The 22,754-nt window shown below is 60.6% G+C and carries 18 protein-coding genes; 8 read left to right on the forward strand and 10 right to left on the reverse strand.

The window, feature by feature from the left end:
- The first annotated feature begins 275 nt into the window (after positions 1–275).
- The 5 genes from ABV589_RS08655 (at position 276) to ABV589_RS08675 (ending at position 8,326) form a co-directional block, all read left to right on the forward strand.
- Entirely contained in the window at positions 276–1,703 is a 1,428-nt protein-coding gene (locus ABV589_RS08655; protein WP_367085572.1) for a di-heme oxidoredictase family protein, read from the forward strand.
- Positions 1,704–1,729: 26 nt separating this feature from the next.
- Positions 1,730–2,794: an imelysin family protein gene (locus tag ABV589_RS08660; protein WP_096795126.1), complete on the forward strand. Its 1,065-nt coding sequence runs from the start codon at positions 1,730–1,732 to the stop codon at positions 2,792–2,794.
- Positions 2,795–2,808: 14 nt separating this feature from the next.
- Positions 2,809–3,909, forward strand: coding sequence for a DUF1513 domain-containing protein (locus ABV589_RS08665; RefSeq protein WP_367085573.1), 1,101 nt, complete (start codon positions 2,809–2,811; stop codon positions 3,907–3,909).
- Between the two features lie 225 nt (positions 3,910–4,134).
- A complete protein-coding gene (locus ABV589_RS08670) occupies positions 4,135–5,283 on the forward strand; it encodes an efflux RND transporter periplasmic adaptor subunit (protein ID WP_367085574.1) in 1,149 nt (382 codons plus the stop codon).
- Between the two features lie 13 nt (positions 5,284–5,296).
- Complete coding sequence (locus ABV589_RS08675) at positions 5,297–8,326, forward strand: multidrug efflux RND transporter permease subunit (RefSeq protein ID WP_367085575.1); 3,030 nt, start codon at positions 5,297–5,299, stop codon at positions 8,324–8,326.
- 162 nt (positions 8,327–8,488) lie between these two features.
- Here ABV589_RS08675 and ABV589_RS08680 read toward each other — a convergent pair whose 3' ends face one another.
- The 5 genes from ABV589_RS08680 to colR all read right to left on the reverse strand — a co-directional run bounded on the left by ABV589_RS08680 (position 8,489) and on the right by colR (position 12,202).
- The gene (locus ABV589_RS08680; RefSeq protein ID WP_025111684.1) at positions 8,489–8,716 is read right to left on the reverse strand and encodes a hypothetical protein; all 228 of its coding nucleotides are present in this window, start codon (positions 8,714–8,716) and stop codon (positions 8,489–8,491) included.
- Between the two features lie 2 nt (positions 8,717–8,718).
- A complete protein-coding gene (locus tag ABV589_RS08685) occupies positions 8,719–9,432 on the reverse strand; it encodes a lipopolysaccharide kinase InaA family protein (RefSeq protein WP_367085576.1) in 714 nt (237 codons plus the stop codon).
- Positions 9,433–9,436: 4 nt separating this feature from the next.
- Complete coding sequence (locus tag ABV589_RS08690) at positions 9,437–10,105, reverse strand: class I SAM-dependent methyltransferase (RefSeq protein WP_007964014.1); 669 nt, start codon at positions 10,103–10,105, stop codon at positions 9,437–9,439.
- A 140-nt stretch (positions 10,106–10,245) separates the two neighbouring features.
- Complete coding sequence (locus ABV589_RS08695; protein WP_367085577.1) at positions 10,246–11,529, reverse strand: HAMP domain-containing sensor histidine kinase; 1,284 nt, start codon at positions 11,527–11,529, stop codon at positions 10,246–10,248.
- A complete protein-coding gene (colR, locus tag ABV589_RS08700) occupies positions 11,519–12,202 on the reverse strand; it encodes a two-component system response regulator ColR (RefSeq protein ID WP_007964011.1) in 684 nt (227 codons plus the stop codon). The genes ABV589_RS08695 and colR overlap by 11 nt, the downstream gene beginning before the upstream one ends.
- A 203-nt stretch (positions 12,203–12,405) precedes the next feature.
- Between colR and ABV589_RS08705 the strand changes: the two genes are divergently transcribed.
- Positions 12,406–14,355: an LTA synthase family protein gene (locus tag ABV589_RS08705; RefSeq protein ID WP_367085578.1), complete on the forward strand. Its 1,950-nt coding sequence runs from the start codon at positions 12,406–12,408 to the stop codon at positions 14,353–14,355.
- A 217-nt stretch (positions 14,356–14,572) separates the two neighbouring features.
- Here the strand turns inward: ABV589_RS08705 and groL are convergent, their stop codons facing one another.
- From groL to ABV589_RS08725, 4 genes are all read right to left on the reverse strand, one after another.
- Positions 14,573–16,219, reverse strand: a complete 1,647-nt coding sequence (groL, locus tag ABV589_RS08710; protein WP_007964008.1) for a chaperonin GroEL — start codon at positions 16,217–16,219, stop codon at positions 14,573–14,575.
- A 52-nt stretch (positions 16,220–16,271) separates the two neighbouring features.
- Complete coding sequence (locus tag ABV589_RS08715) at positions 16,272–16,565, reverse strand: co-chaperone GroES (RefSeq protein ID WP_007916610.1); 294 nt, start codon at positions 16,563–16,565, stop codon at positions 16,272–16,274.
- Positions 16,566–16,823: 258 nt separating this feature from the next.
- On the reverse strand, positions 16,824–17,300 hold the full coding sequence (locus ABV589_RS08720; protein ID WP_108588858.1) for an FxsA family protein: 477 nt from the start codon (positions 17,298–17,300) through the stop codon (positions 16,824–16,826).
- Between the two features lie 65 nt (positions 17,301–17,365).
- Positions 17,366–18,097, reverse strand: a complete 732-nt coding sequence (locus ABV589_RS08725) for a HugZ family protein (RefSeq protein WP_367085579.1) — start codon at positions 18,095–18,097, stop codon at positions 17,366–17,368.
- Positions 18,098–18,261: 164 nt separating this feature from the next.
- Between ABV589_RS08725 and ABV589_RS08730 the strand changes: the two genes are divergently transcribed.
- Entirely contained in the window at positions 18,262–19,020 is a 759-nt protein-coding gene (locus tag ABV589_RS08730) for an SDR family oxidoreductase (protein ID WP_016773416.1), read from the forward strand.
- A 131-nt stretch (positions 19,021–19,151) separates the two neighbouring features.
- On the opposite strand, the gene apbC is transcribed toward ABV589_RS08730, so the two are convergent.
- Positions 19,152–20,246 (reverse strand): iron-sulfur cluster carrier protein ApbC, encoded by a 1,095-nt coding sequence (apbC, locus tag ABV589_RS08735; RefSeq protein WP_367085580.1) that lies wholly within the window; start codon positions 20,244–20,246, stop codon positions 19,152–19,154.
- A 341-nt stretch (positions 20,247–20,587) separates the two neighbouring features.
- On the opposite strand from apbC, the gene metG reads away from it, so the two are divergent.
- Positions 20,588–22,639, forward strand: coding sequence for a methionine--tRNA ligase (gene metG / locus ABV589_RS08740; protein ID WP_367085581.1), 2,052 nt, complete (start codon positions 20,588–20,590; stop codon positions 22,637–22,639).
- The last annotated feature ends 115 nt before the right edge of the window (positions 22,640–22,754 follow it).

Genomic DNA, 22,754 nt, shown 5'->3' on the forward strand with positions numbered 1-22,754 from the left:
GAAAAAGGCGACCTCCGGGTCGCCTTTTTCATGCCTGCTTTTGGCGGTGATGCTGATGGCCCCATCGCTGGCAAGCCAGCTCCCACAGTTTTCGCGGCGTTCACACACTCCGGGTACAACACAAATCCTGTGGGAGCTGGCTTGCCAGCGATGGCTGCGCCTTGGTCTCGAGTGAAACCCTGCCGCAAATCAAGCAAACGATAATTCCTCTTATTCAAACTCACTCGCCCTGTTAGACTTTGCGCCTTTGTTTTCGCCCGTCCGCAGGATGTCTGATGCCCTCGCTGCCGCTTCGCTTGTCTGCACTGTTTCTGGCCCTGGGCCTGAGTGCCTGCGATGACGCCCCGCGCTTTACCAAGGCCGAGCCCGGTGAAGCGCGTTCGGGCGGAGCGGCGACCGTGCGCAAGACCGATCAGAATGCGTTCTCGCTGCCTTCGGCCAACCTGCCGCCATCGCGTCGGGTCGATTTCAGTGTCGGCAACAGTTTTTTCCGCAGCCCTTGGGTGATCGCCCCGTCGACCACCACTGCCCGCGATGGCCTCGGCCCGTTGTTCAACACCAACGCCTGCCAGAACTGCCACATCAAGGATGGTCGTGGCCACCCGCCAGCGCCCGATGCGGCGAACGCGGTGTCAATGCTGGTGCGCCTGTCGATTCCCGATTCGCCGGCCTACGCCAACGTCATCGAGCAACTCGGCGTGGTGCCGGAACCGGTCTACGGCGGGCAGTTCCAGGACATGGCCGTGCCCGGGGGCACGCCCGAAGGCAAGGTGCGCGTCGAGTACACGCCGGTGCCGATCCGCTTCAAGGACGGCACCGAAGTGGAGCTGCGCAAACCGGTTCTGCAATTCACTCAGTTGGGCTACGGCCCGATGCACCCGGACACGCGTTTCTCCGCCCGCGTCGCGCCGCCGATGATCGGTCTCGGCCTGCTCGAAGCGATCCCGGAGGAAGCGATCCTCGCCAACGCCGCCGCGCAAGCCAAAGAGAACAACGGTATCAATGGTCGACCGAATCAGGTCTGGGATGACGCGTTGCACAAGACCGTCATGGGTCGATTTGGCTGGAAAGCCGGGCAACCGAATCTCAATCAACAAAATGTTCACGCGTTTTCTGGTGATATGGGCCTCACCACCCGCCTGAGACCCTTCGATGACTGCACCGACGCGCAAACCGCCTGCAAACAGGCGCCGAACGGCAATGGCCTGGACGGCGAGCCGGAAGTCAGCGACAACATCCTGCGTCTGGTGCTGTTCTACACCCGCAACCTCGCAGTGCCGGCACGTCGTGGCGTCAACGACGAACAAGTGCTGGCCGGCAAGAATCTGTTCTTCCAGGCTGGCTGCCAGTCCTGTCACACACCCAAATACACCACCGCCGCCAACGCCGCCGAACCTGAACTGGCCAATCAAGTGATTCGCCCGTACAGCGATCTGCTGCTGCATGACATGGGCGACGGTCTGGCCGACAACCGCACTGAATTCCAGGCCTCCGGCCGCGACTGGCGCACCCCGCCGTTGTGGGGGATCGGCCTGACGCAGGCAGTCAGTGGTCACACCCAGTTTCTGCATGACGGCCGCGCCCGCAACCTGCTCGAAGCCGTGCTCTGGCATGGCGGCGAAGCGCAGCAGGCGCAGCAACAGGTTTTGTCTTTCAACGCCGAGCAGCGTGCCGCGCTGCTGGCGTTCTTGAACTCACTTTAAACACTTAAAAGAATCGGGAGCCCGACATGTTCCGTCCCAAGCTGTTGTTCACCAGCCTTGCCGCACTCGCCCTCGGCGCCTGCTCGCCGCAGGACCCGCAAGCGGTCACGTCGGCGGCCATCGCCAAATCGGTGATCTTGCCGACTTATACCCGTTGGGTCGAAGCCGACAAGCAACTGGCGGTCAGCGCCCTCGCCTACTGCCAAGGCAAGGAAACCCTGGAAACCGCTCGCGCCGACTTCCTGCACGCGCAGAAAGCCTGGGCCGAGCTGCAACCGCTGCTGATCGGCCCATTGGCCGAGGGCAACCGTTCGTGGCAGGTGCAGTTCTGGCCGGACAAGAAAAACCTCGTCGGCCGTCAGGTCGAGCAACTGGTGGTCGCCCAGCCGCAGATCGACGCCGCCGCCCTGGCCAAATCCAGCGTGGTAGTGCAAGGCCTGTCGGCTTACGAATACATCCTGTTCGATGAAAAACCGGACGTCGCCAACGCCGAGCAGAAAGCCAAATACTGCCCACTGCTGATCGCCATCGGCGAGCGTCAGAAGCAACTGGCCGAAGAGATTCTGCAGAGCTGGAACAACACCGACGGCATGCTCGCGCAAATGAGCAAATTCCCTAACCAACGCTACGCCGACTCCCACGAAGCGATCGCCGATCTGCTGCGTGTGCAGGTCACCGCCCTCGACACTCTGAAGAAAAAACTCGGCACGCCAATGGGCCGCCAGAGCAAGGGCGTGCCGCAGCCGTTCCAGGCTGATGCGTGGCGCAGCCAGTCGTCGCTGACTGCGCTGGAAGCCAGCCTCGCTGCAGCCAAAACCGTCTGGGAAGGCGTCGACAACAAAGGCCTGCGTGGTCTGCTGCCGGCCGAGCAGAAGCCACTGGCGGACAAGATCGACGCCGCCTACGCCGCGTCGCTGAAACTGTTCGACAGCAGCCAGCGCTCGCTGACCGAAATGCTCCAGGACGACGCCGGTCGCCAGCAGCTCAACGATCTTTACGACAGCCTCAACGTCGTCCATCGCCTGCACGAAGGCGAACTGGCCAAGGCGCTGGGCATTCAATTGGGCTTCAACGCCAACGACGGTGACTGATGAGGGCAAGTGCCATGCTGCGACGCCAGGCTCTGACTTTAGGTAGTTTGCTGCTGGGAGCAGTGACACTGGGCGGCTGGTCGCTGTTCAAGCGCAAGGATCAGAGCCCGCTGTTGCTCTCGGCGCGCGACGACACCGACGGCAAGCATTACGCCGTCGGTTATCGGCTGGACGGCACTCGGGTGTTCGCCACCGAGGTCGGCCAGCGCTGCCACGACATCATCAATCACCCGACGCTGCCGATTGCGCTGTTCGTCGCCCGCCGCCCGGGCACCGAGAGCTACCTGATCGACCTGCGCGACGGGACGTTGCTGCAAACCGTGACTTCGCAGCCGAACCGGCATTTCTACGGCCACGCCGTGGTGCACAAGGACGGCGAATACCTGTACGCCACCGAGAACGACACCACGGATCCGGGGCGTGGCCTGCTCGGGGTGTACAAGTTCGAAGGCGAGCGGCTGGTGCACAGCGGCGAGATTTCCACCCATGGCCTCGGCCCGCATCAGGTGTCGTGGATGCCCGATGGCGAAACCCTGGTGGTGGCCAACGGCGGGATTCGGACCGAGGCCGAAAGCCGCGTCGACATGAACCTCAACGCCATGGAACCGAGCCTGGTGCTGATGCAGCGCGACGGTACCCTGCTGAGCAAGGAAACTCTTGCCCAGCAGATGAACAGCGTGCGTCACCTGGGCATCGCCAGCGACGGCACGATCGTCGCCGGCCAGCAGTTCATGGGCGCCTCGCATGAGCGTTCCGAGCTGTTGGCGATCAAGCGTCCGGGCCAGCCGTTCGTGGCATTCCCGGTGCCAGAGCATCAGTTGCAGTCGATGGGGCACTACACCGCCAGCGTCGCAGTGCACAGCGAGCTGCGGTTGGTGGCGCTGACTGCGCCGCGTGGCAACCGCTTCTTCATCTGGGACCTGGACAGCGGCGAAGTACGTCTCGACGCGCCGTTGCCCGATTGCGCGGGCGTAGGCGCGGTGAAGGACGGTTTTGTCGTGACCTCCGGTCAGGGCCGCTGCCGCTACTACGATTGCCGCCAGGATGAGCTGCTGGCCAAGCCGCTGGAATTGCCGGCGGGGCTCTGGGATAACCATCTGCATTTGATGGCCTGAATCAACGCTGTAACTGTGGCGAGGGAGCTTGCTCCCGCTGGGGCGCGAAGCGGCCCCGCTTTTTAACTCAAAAGCATGGGACTGCTGCGCAGTCCAGCGGGAGCAAGCTCCCTCGCCACAGGGGTTTTATTCGTCCTCCCTGTAAAAACTGGCAGTTGGAATCCCCACCTGACTCGGAGTAATGTGCCCGCCTGTCTCACCTGATTTATCCAAGGAACTGGAAATATGCTGCGTCGCCGCATGCTGATCATGTTGGGTGTTGTCTTGCTGGTCGTCCTGGTATTGGGCGGGTACAAAGCCTTTTCGATCTACACCATGATCCAGGGCTTCTCCAAACCGAAACCGCCGATCAGCGTCGCCGTGGCCCGCGCCAGCGAACAGCCGTGGCAGATGCGTCTGCCCACCGTCGGCTCGCTCAAGGCCTTGCAAGGCGTCGAGCTGAGCCTGGAAGTCGCCGGCACCGTCACCGAGCTCAAGTTCGAATCCGGGCAGAAGGTCAAGGCCGGGCAGCCACTGCTGCAACTCGACAGCGCGGTCGAGACCGCCCTGCTGGAAACCGCCAAGGCTGACCTGGGGCTGGCGCAACTGGATTTCGGTCGCGGCAGCCAACTGGTCGACAGCCGCGCGATCTCCAAAGGCGAGTACGATCGTCTCTCCGCCGTGTTGCAAAAGAACAAGGCCACGGTCAATCAGCTCAATGCCTCGCTGGCGAAAAAACGCATCCTTGCGCCGTTCAGCGGCACCATCGGCATCCGTCAGGTGGATGTCGGCGACTACCTCGCCAGCGGCACCAAAATCGCCACCCTGCAGGATCTGAGCAGCCTCTACGCCGACTTCTATGTGCCGGAGCAATCGGTGCCGAAACTGGCCATCGGCCAACCGGTACAGATCGGCGTCGCGGCCTATCCCGGGCAGAACTTCCCCGGCGCCATCAGCGCGATCAACCCGATTGTCGAGAGCACCACGCGCAATATTCTGGTGCGCGCGACCCTGGCCAACCCCGACGGCAAGTTGCTGCCGGGCATGTTCGCCAGCCTCAACGTGCTGCTGCCTGACCCGCAGAAACACATCGTGGTGCCGGAAAGCGCGATCACCTACACCCTCTACGGCAACTCGCTGTACGTGGTCGGGCAAAAGAAGGCCGAGGACGGCAGTGTCGTGAAAGACGACAAGGGCCAACCGGTACTGATCGCCGAACGCCGTTTCATCGAGACCGGTGAGCGCCGCGATGGCCTGGTGATGATCAACAAGGGCGTGCAGAGCGGCGAACAAGTGGTGACCGCCGGCCAGATCAAACTGGACAACGGTGCACACATCGCCATCAGCGACGACAAGACCCTCGGCGAGCAGAACAGTCCGCCTCGCGCCGACTGATCAAGGAATCCCCATGGCTTTTACCGATCCGTTCATCCGCCGCCCGGTGCTCGCCACCGTGGTCAGCCTGCTGATTGTGCTGCTGGGTTTCCAGGCCTGGAGCAAACTGCCGCTGCGCCAGTATCCGCAAATGGAAAACGCCCTGATCACGGTAACCACCGCCTACCCCGGGGCCAACGCCGAGACCATTCAGGGCTACATCACCCAACCGATGCAGCAAAGCCTGGCCAGCGCCGAGGGCATCGACTACATGACCTCGGTCAGCCGCCAGAACTTCTCGGTGATCTCGATCTACGCGCGCATCGGTTCCAACACCGACCGCTTGTTCACCGAACTGCTGGCCAAGGCCAACGAGGTGAAGAACAAACTGCCGCAGGACGCCGAAGACCCGGTGCTGAGCAAGGAATCGGCCGACGCCTCGGCGCTGATGTACATCAGCTTCTTCAGCAAGGACTTGAGCAACCCGCAGATCACCGACTACCTGTCGCGGGTGATCCAGCCGAAACTGGCGACCCTGCCGGGCATGGCCGAGGCGGAGATTCTCGGCAATCAGGTATTTGCCATGCGCCTGTGGCTCGACCCGGTGAAGCTCGCCGGTTTCGGCCTCAGCGCCAGCGACGTGACCAACGCCGTGCGCCAGTACAACTTCCTCTCCGCCGCCGGCGAGGTGAAGGGCGAGTACGTGGTCACCAGCATCAACGCCAACACCGAACTGAAGTCCGCCGAAGCCTTCGCGGCGATTCCGCTCAAGGTCAGTGGCGACAGCCGGGTGCTGCTCAGCGATGTGGCGCGGGTCGAGATGGGCGCGGAAAACTACGATTCGATCAGCTCGTTCGGTGGCACGCCGTCGGTTTACATCGGCATCAAGGCCACACCGGGCGCCAACCCGCTGGACGTGATCCGGGAAGTGCGCAAACTGATGCCGGAGCTGGAGGCGCAATTGCCGCCCAACCTCAAGAGCGAAATTGCCTACGACGCCACCCAGTTCATCCAGGCCTCGATCGACGAAGTGGTGAAAACCCTGTTCGAAGCGGTGCTGATCGTGATCGTCGTGGTGTTCCTGTTCCTCGGCGCGTTGCGCTCGGTGGTGATCCCGGTGGTGACCATCCCGCTGTCGATGATCAGCGTGATGTTCTTCATGCAAATGATGGGCTATTCGATCAACCTCCTGACCCTGCTGGCGATGGTGCTGGCCATCGGTCTGGTGGTGGACGACGCGATCGTGGTGGTTGAGAACATCCACCGGCACATCGAGGAAGGCAAGACGCCGCTGGAGGCCGCGCTGGAAGGTGCGCGGGAAATCGCCATGCCGGTGGTGTCGATGACCATCACCCTGGCGGCGGTGTATGCGCCGATCGGCTTCCTCACCGGGCTGACCGGGGCGCTGTTCAAGGAATTCGCCCTGACCCTGGCCGGCGCCGTTGTGATCTCCGGGATCGTCGCCCTGACCCTGTCACCGATGATGTGCGCCCTGCTGTTACGCCACGAAGAAAACCCCAGTGGTCTGGCACACCGCCTCGACCGCATCTTCGACAGCCTGAAACGCCGCTACCAGAGCATGCTCCACGGCACATTGAACACGCGGCCGGTAGTGCTGGTATTCGCAGTGATCGTGCTGTGCCTGATCCCGGTGTTTCTCAAGTTCACCAAGTCGGAACTGGCACCGGATGAGGACCAAGGCATCATCTTCATGATGGCTACCGCCCCACAGCCGACCAACCTTGATTACCTGAGCACGTACACCGACGAATTCATCAAGATCTTCAAGGAGTTTCCGGAGTACTACTCCTCGTTCCAGATCAACGGCTACAACGGCGTGCAGGCAGGCATCGGTGGCTTCCTGCTCAAGCCGTGGAACGAGCGCAGCCGCACACAGATGCAGATCCTGCCCGAGGTGCAAGGCAAACTGGCGAGTATCCCCGGCCTGCAGATTTTCGGTTTCAACCTGCCCTCCTTGCCCGGCACCGGTGAAGGTCTGCCGTTCGAGTTCGTGGTCAATACCGCCAATGACTACGAGTTGCTGCTGCAAGTGGCCGACCGGATCAAGAAACGCGCGATGGAGTCCGGCAAGTTCGCCTTCGTCGACCTCGACCTGGCGTTCGACAAGCCGGAGGTGGTGGTCGATATCGACCGTGCCAAAGCCGCGCAGATGGGCGTGTCGATGCTCGACTTGGGCGGCACCCTGGCGACGCTGCTGGGTGAGGCGGAAATCAACCGTTTCACCATTGAAGGCCGTAGCTACAAGGTGATTGCCCAGGTCGAACGACCGTATCGCGAAAATCCCGGCTGGCTGAACAACTACTACGTGAAGAACACCCAGGGTGAGCTGCTGCCGCTGTCGACCCTGATCAAGGTCAGCGACCGGGCGCGACCGCGCCAGCTCAACCAGTTCCAGCAACTCAACGCGGCGAAGATTTCCGGATTCCCGCTGGTCAGCATGGGCGAGGCCATCGACACCGTGCTGCAGATCGCCCGCGAAGAAGCGCCAGCCGGTTTTGCCTTCGACTATGGCGGCGCCTCGCGCCAGTACGTGCAGGAAGGCAGCGCCCTGTGGGTAACCTTCGCCCTGGCACTGGCGATCATTTTCCTGGTGCTGGCAGCGCAGTTCGAGAGCTTCCGAGATCCACTGGTGATTCTGGTGACGGTGCCGCTGTCGATCTGCGGTGCGTTGATTCCGCTGTTCCTTGGCTGGTCGAGCATGAACATCTACACCCAGGTCGGGCTGGTGACGTTGATCGGGCTGATCAGCAAGCACGGGATCCTGATCGTCGAATTCGCCAACCAGTTGCGCAAGGACAAGGGCCTGACCGCCCGTGAAGCGGTCGAGGAAGCGGCGGCGATTCGTCTGCGCCCGGTGTTGATGACCACGGCGGCGATGGTGTTCGGCATGGTGCCGTTGATTCTGGCGACCGGTGCGGGCGCGGTGAGCCGGTTTGACATCGGCACCGTGATTGCCACGGGGATGTCGATCGGGACGCTGTTCACCCTGTTCGTGTTGCCGTGCATTTACACCCTATTGGCTAAACCTGATCCAAAGCCATGACCCAGGCCCTGTAGGAGCTGCCGAAGGCTGCGATCTTTTGATTTTGTTTTTAAAAGCCAAGATCAAAAGATCGCAGCCTTCGGCAGCTCCTACAGGGGATTTTCATTGATCCATAAAAAAGGCCTCGCAACTGCGAGGCCTTTCATTTTGGCTTCAATCGGTTCAACTCTGTGGCCTCATCCCTTGAGAAAGTCCGAACATGAACAGCAACAAATCATGGTCAGGTTTAGTCGCCACGGAGGCTTTCGCCACCCGTGGTACTGCGCAGTGAGCATCGCCTGTGGTAGCACCGATCACCTGCATGCGGGGCTGCTCCCAGGCCGCCACCGCCAATGAAGCAACTGCCAAGGCTCCAACCAGAAACAAACCTCGTGCAATTTCGAGTTTCATCGCTATAAACCTTTGATAGCGCTGCCAAACGCCGTCTCATAAAAGTAGACGAGTTTTTTCCAGTCCGTGTCGCTGAACGACGAATGGCGACGCAATTGCTTCATGTCATGGGAGGCCGCGCGATAAGCGGTCAGACGCTGACGGCATTTCTCCAGATCGATCAATGCCACTTCGACCTGAGCCGCATCACCTTCGCCGGTCACCCGTACAAAAACGTGTTTGATGTAGATGCAGCTGTGCTGCCAACGGCCCTTGTGCATGCGCGCGAGATTTTCGGCAAGGTCTTTGAGGACGCGCTCGTAAACGGCTTCGCCATATTGGGCACGGCCACCGGCGGCTTCCCACTTCTCCAGTTCGTCGAAACCGTCCAGCGACTTGGTCACCAGCAGCGCACGCCACTTGTGTTGCGGATCGGGCTGCGCACCGCAGAAGACGATTTGCGGGACGCGTACACCGAGGCGGCTGACACCGGTCAGGGCATCCAGCTCACGCAAGACTGTAGGGCGGCCGAAAGGATGCAGCCAACTGCGATAGATATGTCCGGTCTGGCGCTTGGCATACAGTAACTGGCCGTCACGGCCCACGACTCGTTGCACACCACTTTCCCCGCCACGGCGCACATTGGGTTCTTCCACCCACTCACCGCGCTGGTTCCAGTAGTAGTCGAAGCGATCCTGGGGAGCGACTTCCGATTCTGCTGCTATTTGCACCGCCATCCTGTTACCTCTTGCGTAATACGTAAACCCGCCACATGGCATACAGCGGAATAAAATCCAGTTGTTCCTGAATGCGAAAACCTGCTTCTTCGAACTCTTTTTCTACTGTCACAGCCGGTAACACAAACCGGTTTTGGTAACCTTCCTGCCCACGCCGCTGTTCGGCGCGCTTGCGTTTCCAGGCCTTGAAATTACCGTCCACCCACAACGAAATGATCACGCTGTCACGGGTGACACGCTCGAATTCGCGCAAAATCGTCCGCCGATGTTCGGCTTCACCGATGTGATGCAGCAAACGCATGCAGAAAATGCTGTCGACAGCGTTATCCGGCAAGGCAATATCGAACGCTGACGTGTGCAAAGGTTGTACCCGTTTCACCACATCAGCCGGTTGCGCCTGCATCGCGGTCTTGATCATAGACTCGGAATTGTCCGCGCCAATGATCACTCGATTGGGTTTTTCCGCCAGCAACGGCCAGAAGCGTCCTGCACCGCAGGGCAAATCCAGCACCAACCCCGGCTCACCCGCCAGTGTCAGCGCCTTGCGGGCCAGTTGCTCGTCCCGCCAATGTGACAACCGACGACCGAGACCGTCCTGGTGCTTGCGCAAATATTTTTGCGCATGCTGGTCATCATACTTTTCGGAAAAATCGAGCTTGATCGGACTGCTCATTTCAGGACTCCTGAATAACTGATGCCCCTACCATAGGTAGTGGCATGTCAGCGTCAGGTCGTCCCTTTGTGAAAAATACGTAACGTAAACAGGCAAACTATTACAGGGTTTTACAGTGAGAAAGCAATAGCGCAGGGCCATTAGCGACCGTCAGTACGGCCCAGCGTCACCTCAAAGCGGCAGCCATTGGGCTGCATCGTGCTCAGTGTCACCTCCCAGCCCTGGTTCTCGCAGATCCGCTGCACCAGCGACAAGCCCAGGCCGAGGCCTTCGCCGCGCTTCTCATTACCGCGCACGAAGGGCTGGAACATGGCCTCACGTTTTTCCTCGGGAATGCCGACACCCGAGTCCTCTACGACAAATCCATTGTCGTTGAGCGTCAGGCGAATGAAGCCCTGCTCGGTGTAGTGGCAGGCGTTGCGCAGCAAATTGCCCATGACCGCGCTGAGCAGAGTTGCGTTGAAGCGAGTGTCCGGCGGATTGCCCGGCTCGAACATCAGCCGCAGCCCTTTCGATTCGATCGGCTCACGCCAGATACTCAACAAGCCATCGGCCACCTGACTGATGTTCTGCTGCGGCGCCGAACCGGCATCCTCACGCTGGGCGCGGGCGAGCATCAGGAAGGTCTGCACCAGTTCGCGCATTTCTTCGCTGGCGCGGGCGATGCGCTCCACCTGGGCACGCCCGCGTTGGTCCAGTCCCGGGTTCTCCAGCAGCAGTTCGCAGGAACTGGCCAGCACCATCAACGGTGTGCGCAGTTCGTGGCTGACGTCGCTGGTGAACAGCCGCTCGCGGGTCAGCGCCTGACGCAAGCGCCCCAGCGTGGCATCGAACGCCACCGCCAGTTCGCCGACTTCATCAGCCGCATAGTCCGGTGCCAGTGGCGGCGCCAGCCCCAGCAACTGATCACGATGCCGCACTTGCCGTGCCAGGCGCACCACCGGCGCCATGACTTTGCGCGCCAGCACCCAGCCGAGGAATACCGCCAGCGCCAGACTGAGCACAAAGCCCACCAGCACCACGGCGAACAGCACGCGCTCGCGCTCTTCGAAATCGCTTTGATCCTGCAGCAGGACATAGCGACGACCGTCGACGATCTCGACCATTGCGTGATACGACAGCTGCTCGCGGAACACTTCGTGGAAACCGGCATCGAGGTGACGCAGATCCTTGGGCAGCTCGAAATCACCCGGCCCGCCGCTGAAATAGAACAACTGATCCGGCTCCGGGCGATGGCTCCAGTCCGAGACGTTGTCCATCAGCAGCAGACGTTGCAGATCGCCGCCCAGCCCCGCCGAAATCAGTTTCTCCTCCACCAGGTGCACCGTCGCCACAATGCCCATGGCGAAGGCCCCGGCCACCAGCGCACTCATCAGCGCAAAGGCGATGATGATCCGCTGGGAAAGGCTTTGCTTAAACTCCATCACGCCCCTCGGCCAGGCGGTAACCCACTCCGTGCACGGTTTGCAGCAACGGCTTGGCGAAAGGCTTGTCGATCACCTGACGCAATTGGTGGACGTGGCTGCGCAGGCTGTCGCTGTCCGGGCAGTCATCGCCCCACAGCGCTTCTTCGAGAATTTCCCGACGCAGGACGTGCGGACTCTTCTGCATCAAGACTGCCAGCAGCTTGAGGCCGACCGGGTTGAGCTTGAGCAGCTTGCCTTCGCGGGTCACTTCCAGCGTGTCGAGGTCGTAGGTCAGATCGCCGACCTGCAACGCACGGCGACCGCCGCCCTGGGTGCGACGCATCACCGCTTCGATGCGCGCCGCCAGTTCCGACAGCGCAAACGGTTTGACCAGATAATCGTCGGCCCCGGACTTGAAGCCCTGCAGGCGGTCGTCCAGTTGATCGCGGGCGGTGAGCATGATCACCGGCGTATCGCGTCGGGCATCTTCACGCAGGCGCTTGCACAGGGTGTAGCCGTCGATCCCCGGCAGCATGATGTCGAGCACGATCAGGTCGTAATGCTCGGTGGCGGCCAGATGCAGGCCCGACAAGCCGTCCTGGGCGCAATCGACGGTATAGCCTTTGAGCCCCAGGTAATCGGCCAGGTTGGCCAGGATATCGCGGTTGTCTTCGACCAATAGAATTCGCATTGGCATCTCCTCCGTACACAGTAACGGCCGTCATGGCCCGCGCAGCTTAAGGCCAACGCCGGTTCACGGCTAGGGCCGGCAAGCGCGCGAATCCATTTGCCCAGGCAAATTAAATATTTAACAAAGTTTTCACTATCGATTCACAACCTGACTACAGTGGCGCCGCGACACTCGCGCGCCATTGATATAAGGAAAACGAAACAATGGACTCTTTCAAGACAGCGCCTATGCGCTTTCTGCTGCTGATCACTGGCGCCTGGCTGGTCATCTTTCTTCTGACCCGAGCGGTACTGCTGCTGACTCACCTGGATGAGGCCGGCGGCTTTGCCCTTTCGGTGTTCGGCATCGGCGCGCTCTACGACCTGGGGTTCCTGGCCTATGCGGCATTGCCGCTGGGCTTGTACCTGCTGCTCTGCCCGCCGGGCCTGTGGCGGCGTCGTGGACATCGCGGGTTCCTGCGCGCCCTGTTGACCGTCAGTCTGTTCGCCATGCTGTTCGTGGCGGTGGCTGAATGGCTGTTCTGGGACGAGTTCGGCGTGCGCTTCAACTTCATCGCCGTCGATTACCTGGTGTATTCCGACGAAGTGCTGAACAACGTCCTCGAGTCGTACCCGATCGGCAAGCTGCTAAGCCTCCTCGCGGTACTGGCCGTGGTGATCAGTTTTGCTTTGGGCAAGCCGTTCAATGCCGCCATGAATGCCCCGCTGCCAGCGCTGCGCGGGCGTCTGCTCAGTGCCTTGGGCCTGTTGATCGTCGCGGGTCTGAGCCTGCAACTGCTCAGTCAGGACGCCCCGCGTGCCCAGGGCGGCAATGCCTACCAGAACGAACTGGCCAGTAACGGCCCGTATCAGTTCTTCGCCGCATTCCGTAACAATGAACTGGACTACACCCAGTTCTACAAGAGCCTGCCCGCTGAAAAAGTCGCCAGCCAGATCCGCGCCGAACTGAGCGAAAGCGACGCGCGCTTCATCGGCAAGGACCCACAGGACATCCGCCGGGTGATCGACAACCCGGGCACCTCGCGCAAGCCGAACATTGTGCTGGTGACCATCGAAAGCCTGAGTGCCAAGTACCTGGGCAGCAATGGCGACGGTCGCAACCTGACGCCCAACCTCGACGCGTTGCGCAAGCAGAGCTTGTACTTCAATAACTTCTACGCCACCGGCACCCGCACCGACCGCGGGCTGGAAGCGATCACCCTGGCCATCCCGCCGACGCCGGGTCGCTCGATCGTCAAGCGCATCGGCCGTGAAAGCGGTTTCGCCAGCCTTGGCCAGCAACTGAGCGCGGTGGGTTACGACAGCGTGTTCGTCTACGGCGGACGCGGCTACTTCGACAACATGAACGCGTTCTTCAGCGGCAACGGCTATCGCGTCGTCGATCAGAGCAGCGTCGATGAATCCGAGATCCATTTCAAGAACGCCTGGGGCATGGCCGACGAAGACCTGTATCGCCAGACCCTGAAACTGGCGGATGCCGACTACGCCAAGCAGCAACCGTTCCTGCTGCAATTGATGACCACGTCCAACCATCGTCCTTACACCTACCCGGACAACCGGATCGACATCAAGTCCGGCAACGGTCGTGATGGCGCGGTGAAGTACACCGACTACGCGATTGGTCAGTTCCTTGAGCAGGCGCGGCAGAAACCGTGGTTCGACAACACGATCTTCATCTTCGTCGCCGATCACACCGCGGGCAGCGCCGGCAAGGAAGATTTGCCGATCGCCAACTACCAGATCCCGCTGTTCATCTACGCGCCGAAAATGATCGAAGCTCGCGAGAGCGCGCAACTGGCCAGCCAGATCGATCTGGCCCCGACGTTACTGGGCTTGCTCAATCTGGATTACACCTCGACGTTCTTCGGTCGCAACCTGCTGCAGGACAACCCGCTGCCACCGCGCGTGGTAGTCGGCAACTATCAGCATCTGGGCCTGTTCGATGGCAAGGATCTGGCGATCCTCAGCCCGCGCCAGGGCTTGCGCCGGCATGACGATGCGTTGACCGAGAGCCGCGAGTCGCGAGTCAGCAGCGACGATCCGCTGGTCAGCCGGGCCATTGCGTATTACCAGGCGGCCAGTTATGGCTTCAAACAGCAGTTGCTGAGCTGGAAGCCGGCGAAGGAAAACACTCCGCAGGTCAGTGATCGTTAACTGAAGATGGACGTTGTTGCGTCAGTCAGCCTCTTTGTTGACTGACATGACGCCATCGCTGGCAAGCCAGCTCCCACAAGGATTGCGCTAAACCTGTGGGAGCTGGCTTGCCAGCGATGGCCTCACCTCGGTTCAGGGTCAACATGAAATCGAAGGCAATAAAAAACCCCGCCTGCGCATTGCAGGCGGGGTTTTTCGTTACAGGGGTAAGGCTGGCTTACATCATGCCGCCCATGCCACCCATGCCGCCCATGTCTGGCATACCGCCGCCAGCCGAGCCTTCTTTCTTCGGTGCATCGGCAACAGCCGCTTCGGTGGTCAGGATCAGACCGCCGATCGAGGCTGCGGCTTGCAGAGCCGAACGGGTGACCTTGGTTGGGTCCAGGATGCCCATTTCGATCATGTCGCCGTATTCGCCCGAAGCAGCGTTGTAACCGAAGTTACCTTTGCCGTTCTTCACTTCGTTGACGACTACGCTTGGCTCGTCGCCGGAGTTGGCAGCGATCTGACGCAGCGGCGCTTCAACAGCGCGACGCAGCACAGCGATACCGACGTTCTGGTCAGCGTTGTCGCCGGTCAGTTCGGTCAGGGCTTCCAGAGCACGGATCAGCGCAACACCACCGCCAGGAACCACGCCTTCTTCAACGGCTGCACGGGTAGCGTGCAGGGCGTCTTCAACGCGGGCCTTCTTCTCTTTCATTTCAACTTCGGAACCCGCGCCAACCTTGATCACTGCAACGCCGCCGGACAGCTTGGCCAGACGCTCTTGCAGTTTTTCGCGGTCGTAGTCCGAGGAAGTTTCGGCAACCTGGGCACGGATCTGAGCGATACGGGCTTCGATGTCGCCTTGTACGCCAGCACCGTCAACGATGATGGTGTTTTCCTTGGACAGGGTCACGCGCTTGGCGTTACCCAGGTGCTCCAGGGTGGTGCTTTCCAGGCTCAGGCCGATCTCTTCGGAGATCACGGTACCGCCGGTCAGAACGGCGATGTCCTGCAGCATGGCCTTGCGACGGTCGCCGAAGCCTGGAGCCTTGACGGCTGCAACCTTGACGATGCCACGCATGTTGTTCACGACCAGAGTCGCCAGGGCTTCGCCTTCAACGTCTTCGGCAACGATCAGCAGTGGACGGCCGGCTTTGGCAACGGCTTCCAGCACTGGCAACATTTCGCGGATGTTCGAGATCTTTTTGTCGACCAGCAGGATCAGCGGGCCGTCGAGCTCGGCAACCATGGTGTCCGGCTTGTTGACGAAGTACGGGGACAGGTAGCCACGGTCGAACTGCATGCCTTCTACAACCGACAGTTCGTTTTCCAGGCCCGAGCCTTCTTCAACGGTGATCACGCCTTCTTTACCGACTTTTTCCATGGCTTCGGCAATGATGTCGCCGATGGAGTTGTCGGAGTTGGCAGAGATGGTGCCAACCTGAGCGATAGCCTTGGTGTCAGCGCATGGCTTGGACAGGGCTTTCAGCTCTTTGACGATGGCGATGGTCGCCTTGTCGATACCGCGCTTCAGGTCCATCGGGTTCATGCCGGCAGCGACGGCTTTCAGGCCTTCGTTGACGATCGACTGAGCCAGAACGGTCGCAGTGGTAGTACCGTCACCAGCGTCATCGTTGGCACGGGAGGCAACGTCTTTGACCAGCTGCGCGCCCATGTTTTCGAAGCGATCTTCGAGTTCGATTTCTTTGGCGACGGAAACGCCGTCCTTGGTGATGGTCGGAGCGCCGAAGCTCTTCTCGAGGATCACGTTACGGCCTTTCGGGCCCAGGGTCGCTTTTACCGCGTCAGCCAGAACGTTGACGCCTTTGAGCATCTTGGAGCGAGCGGCATCGCCGAACTTAACTTCTTTAGCAGCCATGATCGATATTCCTTAAATACTTTGTAGTAACGGGAAAATGAACGGGGGGGTATCAGCCTTCGATAACAGCGAGGATTTCGTTCTCGCTCATTACCAGCAGGTCTTCGCCGTCGACTTTCACAGTGTTGCTGCCGGAGTAAGGACCGAACACAACCTTGTCGCCTTCCTTCACGGACAGTGCACGCACTTCACCGTTTTCCAGAGCCTTGCCCGGGCCTACAGCGAGAATCACACCGTGGTTGGCTTTTTCAGCAGCCGAACCTGGCAGGACGATACCGCCAGCGGTTTTCTTTTCTTCTTCGCTGCGACGGATGACGACGCGGTCATGCAGAGGACGAAGCTTCATTGTCGATCTCTCCTAATTGTGGTTTTCATCGGCCGGTGTAGTCCCGGCGGGTTTAACAAATCCGGCCTGCGCCGGTTGCGGTTCGTCGAGCGAACCGCGGAAGTCTGTCCGGCTCAACGCCGGAAACCTTTCGGTGACCGATACATAAGGGCGCATAAGCTTATTACAAGGGCGGGGGCAGAAAATTTTTCATCGATTTGCCCCTTGAATGCCGCGCATAAACAAACGGCACCCGAAGGTGCCGTGTCGATGCAGCGGTTATTTGCTGTCGCGATGTTCGAACTCGCCTTCGATCACATCACCCTCGCGGCCCAGAGGCTGGCGCGGTGCAGGACCTCCACGCGGTTGCAGGTCGTCGGCGAAGGCACGCTGACGGATCGCCTGTTCTTCGGCGCGCTGGCGCATTTTATTGGCCAGCAGACGACGGGTGAACGGCAACAGCATCACCAGACCGACCACGTCGCTGACGAAGCCCGGCAGGATCAACAGACCGCCGGCCAGTGCCAGCATCAGGCCTTCGAGCATGGTCTGTGCGGGCAACTCACCACGATTCAGGCTTTCACGGGCACGCAGCGCAGTTGCCAGACCGGCGACGCGCAGTACGAACACACCGAACATCGAGCCGAGAATGATCAGCAGCAGGGCCGGGAAAAACCCGATAGCCCCTGCCACTTTGACGAATACGAACAGCTCCAGCACCGGAAACAGCAGAAAGAGCAACAAAAAAGGGCGCATCAAAGATTCCTCAACGCAAGAAATGCCTTGCAGTAAGCCTTAGATGACGTCGCCCTTTCGTGAATTCAAGCGTCGGCCACCGCATTTTTTGGCCAGACCTCGGCGTGAGCCAGAGAAACCAAGGCTTCGCGCACTTGTATCGGCGTATGACAAGGCGCTGGAAATGGCAGCCAGTACAGCGCCTGGCCGATGCGCAGGTGCATGCCTTCGCTGTCGATCCCGGCCAGTTGTGCCGGTACGGTTTTCGGCAGGCCGCTGAGCTCCACATAGTGTGCGATGGCTTTGGCGTGATCGCTGTTCATGTGCTCGACCATGCTGATTTCCGCCTTGCCGGCAAACGGGTTGGCCAGGGTCAGCTGATCGATCCAGTGAATCGCGCCGAAACCGCCGATGTAGCGATGACGCACCGGGTTGAGCACCCAGAAATCAAAGTCGTGGGCCTTGTGGTAGTTCTGCGAGTCGGGGAAGTACCGGTAGTAGCGCTCGGCGGCGGCTTCGATGGCAGCCGGGTCTTCGAGTTTTTGTGCCTCGGCCAGGTACGTCAGGCGACCAACGGCCTGCACGTCGTCGGCCTCGCGCTCGCCCACCAGCAGCGAGCACTTGGGATCTTTCTGCAGGTTGTGGGTGTGCTGGGCGATGCGGCTGATCAGGATCAGCGGGCGGCCCTGCTCATCCAGGCAGTACGGCACCACTGAGCCGAACGGGAAACCGGGCATCGATTTGGAGTGGGTGGACAATACCCCACGGTATTCCTTGAGAAGCAATTCTCGGGCATTCTTGGCCGCTTCAACGCTCAATTTATGACTCCTTAAATAGAATCCGTCGAAAAAACGGACAGGCGCCTGGGGATAAGTCCCGGTCACGCCATCGGGCAATGCTCATGTGCAATCCGGCCATCACCGGTACGGATCGAGCGTCGCCAATAACAAAAACCACTCAGACCGGCTATCGGGGCATGCGAATGCAACTCAACGACAAAGTAATCATTATCACCGGCGGTTGCCAGGGTTTGGGCCGTTCCATGGCCGAGTATTTCGCCGGCAAAGGCGCGAAACTGGCGCTGGTCGACCTCAATCAGGAAAAACTCGATGACGCGGTCGCCGCCTGCAAGGCCAAAGGCGTCGAGGCGCGCAGCTATCTGTGCAACGTGGCCAACGAAGAACAGGTCGAGCACATGGTTGCCCAGGTCGCCGAAGACTTCGGCGCGATTCATGGCCTTATCAACAACGCCGGGATCCTGCGTGACGGCCTGCTGCTCAAGGTCAAGGATGGCGAAATGACCAAGATGAGCCTGGCCCAGTGGCAGGCGGTCATCGACGTCAACCTGACCGGCGTGTTCCTGTGCACCCGTGAAGTGGCGGCGAAAATGGTCGAGCTGAAAAACAGCGGCGCGATCATCAACATCTCGTCGATCTCCCGCGCCGGTAACGTCGGCCAGACCAACTATTCCGCCGCCAAGGCTGGCGTGGCCGCCGCCACCGTGACCTGGGCCAAGGAACTCGCGCGTTACGGCATTCGCGTGGCGGGCATTGCACCGGGCTTCATCGAAACCGAGATGACCCTGGGCATGAAGCCGGAAGCGCTGGAGAAGATGACCTCGGGTATTCCGCTCAAGCGCATGGGCAAGCCGGAAGAGATCGCCCATTCGGCGGCGTATATCTTCGAGAACGACTACTACACCGGGCGGATTCTGGAGATGGATGGCGGGTTGCGGATCTAAGCGCCACCTCAAAACCAACTGTAGGAGTGAGCCTGCTCGCGATTGCGGTCATTCATTCAACATTTGCGTTGAATGTTAATCCGCTATCGCGAGCAGGCTCACTCCTACAGGTTTTCAGCGTTACCGATTGATCAATCGTCACTGATGCTGATATTCGGCATCGCCGGCGTCGCCGCTTCCTGCAACACAATACGCGCACCGACGTGGCGGGCCAGTTCCTGATAGACCATGGCGATCTGGCTGTCCGGCTCGGCGATCACCGTTGGCTTGCCGCCATCGGCCTGCTCGCGGATCAGCATCGACAGCGGCAGCGAGGCCAGCAGTTCGACGCCATATTGGGTCGCCAGCTTCTCGCCACCGCCCTCACCGAACAGATGCTCGGCATGACCGCAGTTCGAGCAGATGTGCACCGCCATGTTTTCCACCACGCCCAGCACCGGAATGTTGACCTTGCGGAACATTTCCACGCCTTTGCGCGCGTCCAGCAGCGCCAGATCCTGCGGCGTGGTGACGATCACCGCACCGGCCACCGGGACTTTCTGCGCCAGGGTCAGCTGGATGTCGCCGGTGCCTGGCGGCATGTCGATCACCAGATAATCCAGATCGCCCCACGCGGTTTGCGTCACCAGTTGCAGCAGCGCACCGGAGACCATCGGCCCGCGCCAGACCATCGGTGTGTTGTCGTCGGTGAGGAACGCCATCGACATGACTTCGACACCGTGGGCCTTGAGCGGCACGAACCACTTCTGATCCTTGACCTCGGGGCGGGTGCGCTCGGGGATGCCGAACATGATGCCCTGGCTCGGGCCATAGATGTCGGCGTCGAGAATGCCGACCTTGGCGCCTTCACGGGCCAGCGCCAGCGCGAGGTTGGCCGCGGTGGTCGACTTGCCCACACCGCCCTTGCCCGAGGCCACGGCGACCACATTCTTGACGTTGGCCAGACCCGGGATCTGTGCCTGGGCCTTGTGCGCGGCGATCACGCTGTTGACCTCGACCTTGGCCGACACCACGCCATCGAGGTTTTCGATGGCCAGTTGCAGCAATTGCGCCCAGCCGCTCTTGAACAGACCGGCGGCGTAGCCGATTTCCATCTGAACCTTCACGCGGTCGCCATCGATCTCGACGTGCTTCACGCAACCGGCGCTGACCGGGTCCTGGTTCAGGTAGGGGTCGGTGTATTGGCTGAGGACGGCTTCCACCGCTGCGCGAGTGACGGCACTCATGGGCAACTCCGTTAACAAGACTGGGAAAAGATGGCGGGTATCGTACCCCGCAGATTGATTTGTGGTCAGGCGATTTATGCGTCGACTCGACTTTGTGGCGAGGGAGCTTGCTCCCGCTCGACTGCGCAGCAGTCGCGATCCGATTGATCTGGTCTATCTGCCATTGCCGGATGGGGCGGCTTCGCCACCCAGCGGGAGCAAGCTCCCTCGCCACAATGTATTGCAGTCAGTCCATCCGGTTATTGCAGTGGCCGCATCCGGAAACAGGTGCACAGGGTGAAAAATATGCGCCAGCGCTTTATAGTGGCCGACCTCCGTTTCATCAAGTAGCGAAGCCCCACATGTCCGAACCACGCAAGATCCTCGTCACCAGCGCCCTGCCCTACGCCAACGGTTCGATTCACCTTGGCCATATGCTGGAATACATCCAGACCGATATGTGGGTGCGCTTCCAGAAGCATCGCGGCAATCAATGCATTTATGTCTGCGCCGACGACGCCCACGGTTCGGCGATCATGCTGCGCGCGGAAAAGGAAGGCATCACCCCGGAACAACTGATCGCCAACGTGCAGGCTGAACACAGCGCCGACTTTGCCGAGTTCCTGGTCGATTTCGACAATTTCCACTCCACTCACGCCGAAGAAAACCGTGAGCTGTCGAGCCAGATCTACCTGAAACTGCGTGATGCCGGGCACATTGCCCAGCGTTCGATCACTCAGTATTTCGACCCGGAAAAGAAAATGTTCCTGGCCGACCGCTTCATCAAGGGCACCTGCCCGAAATGCGGCACTGAAGACCAGTACGGCGACAACTGCGAAAAATGCGGTGCGACCTACGCCCCGACCGATCTGAAGGATCCGAAGTCGGCGATCTCCGGCGCCACCCCGGTGCTCAAGGATTCCCAGCACTTCTTCTTCAAACTGCCAGATTTCCAGCAGATGCTGCAGACCTGGACCCGCAGCGGCACCCTGCAGGACGCCGTCGCCAACAAGATCGCCGAGTGGCTGGACGCCGGCCTGCAACAGTGGGACATCTCCCGCGATGCGCCGTACTTCGGCTTCGAGATCCCGGACGAGCCGGGCAAGTATTTCTATGTGTGGCTGGATGCGCCGATCGGTTACATGGCCAGCTTCAAGAACCTGTGCAACCGCACGCCGGAGCTGGACTTCGACGCGTTCTGGGGCAAGGACTCCACCGCCGAGCTGTACCATTTCATCGGCAAGGACATCGTCAACTTCCACGCGCTGTTCTGGCCCGCCATGCTTGAAGGCGCCGGTTTCCGCAAGCCGACCGGGATCAACGTGCACGGCTACCTGACCGTCAACGGCCAGAAGATGTCCAAGTCCCGCGGCACTTTCATCAAGGCCCGTACCTACCTGGATCACCTGTCGCCGGAATACCTGCGTTACTACTACGCGGCCAAACTGGGTCGTGGCGTCGATGACCTCGACCTGAACCTCGAAGACTTCGTGCAGAAGGTCAACTCCGACCTGGTCGGCAAAGTGGTCAACATCGCCAGCCGTTGCGCCGGTTTCATCCACAAAGGCAATGGCGGCCTGCTGGTCGACAACAATGCCGCGCCGGAGCTGACCGAAGCGTTCCTCGCCGCGGCGCCGAGCATTGCTGACGCCTATGAAGCGCGCGACTTCGCCCGCGCCATGCGTGAAACCATGGCCCTGGCCGACCGCGCCAACGCCTGGATCGCCGACAAGGCCCCCTGGTCGTTGAACAAGCAGGAAGGCAAGCAGGATGAAGTCCAGGCGATCTGCGCCACAGGCATCAACCTGTTCCGCCAGTTGGTGATCTTCCTCAAACCGGTGCTGCCATTGCTGGCTGCCGACGCCGAGGCGTTCCTCAACGTCGCTCCGCTGGCCTGGAACGACCACACCACGCTGCTGGCCAACCATCAGCTGAACGAATTCAAACCGTTGATGACCCGCATCGACCCGGTAAAAGTGCAAGCCATGACCGACGCCTCGAAAGAAGACCTGACCGCCAGCCAGACCGACACCGGTGCTGCCGCGCCTGCGGGCAACGGCGAACTGGCCAAGGATCCGCTGTCGCCGGAAATCGATTTCGATACCTTTGCCGCCGTCGACCTGCGCGTCGCGCTGATCGTCAAGGCCGAACACGTGGAAGGTGCCGACAAGCTGTTGCGCCTGACCCTGGACATCGGTGACGAGCAGCGCAACGTATTCTCCGGAATCAAGAGCGCTTACCCGGACCCGTCGAAACTCGACGGTCGCCTGACCATGATGATCGCCAACCTCAAGCCGCGGAAAATGAAGTTCGGCATTTCCGAAGGCATGGTGATGGCGGCCGGCCCTGGCGGTGAAGAAATCTACCTGCTGAGCCCGGACAGCGGCGCCAAGCCGGGTCAACGCATCAAGTAAGGCCCAGCCGTAAAACAATCCCACAGGCATGTTCTGCAGGCCTGTGGGATTTTTCATATCTGGCCCACCCTTCGCGGGTGCCGGATAATGCCTAACCTTGAGTGACACCCGCCCG

This window comes from Pseudomonas sp. HOU2 (assembly GCF_040729435.1).
GTDB lineage: Bacteria > Pseudomonadota > Gammaproteobacteria > Pseudomonadales > Pseudomonadaceae > Aquipseudomonas.